Below are 2,493 nucleotides of genomic sequence, written 5' to 3' on the forward strand. Positions count from 1 at the left end.
TGTTGATGTCCATCGAATACTGACCCGCCGTTTTCATCTAAATTTGACCCACCCTCGCTTCATGGTCACAGCTCCTCTGGTGTAGATTCTGGCACTGCAGTTGTCGTTTTCTGGCTGTTTTTCCGGGTCTGGGGCTTCTTCCTTTCTGCTGCACTGCTATGCCTGAATCGCCACGAATCGTTCCCTGTTTCGACGATGTGGCAGTGATGCGTCAATCGGTCTAACAGCGCAGTGGTCATCTTTGCGTCACCAAACACACTTTCCCATTCTGTGAAGCTGAGATTGGTCGTGATGATGATGCTAGTACGCTCATACAGTTTCGAGAACAGGTGGAACAGCAGCGCGCCGCCAGTTTGGGTGAAGGGTAGATAGCCCAGCTCGTCCAGGATGACCGCGTCCACATACATGAGACGATGTGCGAGCTGCCCCGGCTTGCCTGCCGCTTTCTCCGCCTCCAGGAGATTGACCAACTCCACCGTGGAGAAGAAGCGCACTCGTTTCGTGTGCTGCTGGATGGCCTCAATCCCTATCGAGCTCGCCAGATGGGTCTTGCCTGTTCCAGGGCCACCGATGAATACGACGTTTTGCGCTGACTCACAGAACTTCAGCGTATGAAGTTCTCGTACCAGCACCTCGTCGATATTGGATTGGCTGAAGTCGAAGCCGGCGAGGTCTCGGTGCGCGGGGAATCGGGCGACTGCCATCTGATAGGCAATCGACCTGACTTGTCTATCCGCTAGCTCGGCCTGCAGCAACAGCTCCATCATTCGCTCGGGTTCAAAGCCAGAATGACGGGTCTGAACCAATAATTCCGGCCAACTCTGCGCCATACCGTGTAGCTTGAGCGCCTTCAGTTGAGCGACGGTCTCGTTAGACATGTCCATCCTCCCGCTGCGTTGACCTCAGCCGCTCGTAGCGGCTCACGTTTGCCGCAGGCTCCTCTTGAAGCTTGAGGGATGTCTTCACGCCGTCTACGGTAGGTCTCTTGATGGACTTCAGGCGGGCCAACACATTGAGGACGTGCTCTCCGCTAGGACGGCCAGATTCCAAAGCTATCTCGACTGCCACTTGTACGGCTTCGACGCCGTGGATAGGGACTGCGGCGAGCACCTGTACCATGACCCTGTCGCCACCCTCTTGCCTCAAGAGGTGCTTTTGAAGGCGAATCATTGGTTCCGGCATCGTCGCAAACGGTGCGCCATTGCGCAGCGCACCTGGCTTGCGTGCGACCAAAGGTATGTAGTGGCGCCAGTCGTAGAAGGTTTGATATCGCTCGAAGCAACGTGGATGCCTTGCCACCTCGGCGCCCTCGGCGACGACACTAAGATACGACGGGTAGATGCGTAAGCTGACTACGTGGTTGGCGTGCGCAGTAGGGACGCTGTAGCGATTGCGCTGGAAGTGAATCAGGCTGGTACTCGATACCCTTACCGGTTGTTCGATGTATCCGTCGAACGGCTTCGGGTTGCGCATGAGCTTCTGACGCTCGTCTTGCAACGCATCGGCTATGCTCAACTCCGGCCATTCAGGATGCCGGAGTTCGCGCCAAGCTGACTCACATCTCTGGCTCAGCCAGACGTTGAGAACCTCAACAGATTCCCAGCGCATGAGGGCGGCTTCGTGCCAGATTTGGCGCCTGCGGTCCTGTACGTTCTTTTCGACTATCCCTTTTTCCCAACCCGCGGCGCGATTGCAAAACTCGGGCTCGAAGAGATAGTGTCCGCACATCGCATGGAAGCGGGCGTTGATGGACCGAACTTTGCCTGGCCCGACCTTATCGACAGCGGTACGCATGTTGTCGTAAATGCCGCGACGCGGCACCCCGCCGAATGCAGCAAAGGCGCGCGCATGCGCATCGAACAGCATCTCATGGCTTTGCGTCGGGTAGGCGACAAGCCAGAACGCTCGACTTGCCGCCAGTTTGGTATGGGCGACTTCCAGTCGTCTTCGAAGCCCCGCTACAAACGCATACTCGCAGCTCCAGTCGAACTGGAATGCCTCGCCATACTCGAATGCCATTGGCACGAACACGCTGCGAGACGGCGCATCTTTTTCCGCTTTGCGCCAGTTCCGAACGAAAGCGCTGATTCGTCCATAGCTTCCGTCATAGCCATTAGCCCTCAAAGTTTCGTAAATCTGCAGGGCTGTACGGCGGTCGCGCTTGGGGCGATGCAAATCGGCCCTCAGCCATAACTTGATTTGCTCTGCCCAGGCATCCACAACGCTTGGGCTCACTCGCTTCGGGTAGCTTGGCTCGCCGCTGCCTTCCTTGCGCAGCCATGTGCGGATGGTGTTTCGAGATAGTCCCGTGCGCCTAGCGATGTCTCTGAGCGGAACGCCGTCGCGGAAGTGCATCCGCCTGATTTTGGCCAACATGTTCACCGTAATCACTCCGGTTCTCCTGCTCGGCATCGAGCAGGCATTGGAACACGTGGGTCAAATTTCGATGAAAACTACGTACGGCAGTGGGTCAGTTTTGCGTGCACATCAACA

General features: G+C 56.8%; 2 protein-coding genes. Both read right to left on the bottom strand.

All coding sequences use genetic code 11. The annotated features are described in order from the left end of the window. Positions 1-65: 65 nt before the first annotated feature. Positions 66-878 (bottom strand): IS21-like element helper ATPase IstB, encoded by an 813-nt coding sequence (gene istB, locus F7R19_RS29400; protein WP_134275085.1) that lies wholly within the window; start codon positions 876-878, stop codon positions 66-68. Then, positions 871-2,382, bottom strand: coding sequence for an IS21 family transposase (istA, locus tag F7R19_RS29405; RefSeq protein WP_150982957.1), 1,512 nt, complete (start codon positions 2,380-2,382; stop codon positions 871-873). The genes istB and istA overlap by 8 nt, the downstream gene beginning before the upstream one ends. Positions 2,383-2,493: the final 111 nt, after the last annotated feature.

This window comes from Cupriavidus pauculus, assembly GCF_008801835.1.
Lineage (GTDB): Bacteria > Pseudomonadota > Gammaproteobacteria > Burkholderiales > Burkholderiaceae > Cupriavidus > Cupriavidus pauculus.

Coding starts and splice junctions, on each gene's coding strand:
- istB (WP_134275085.1), bottom strand. CDS start 878: ATGTCTAACGAGACCGTCGCTCAACTGAAGGCGCTCAAGCTACACGGT.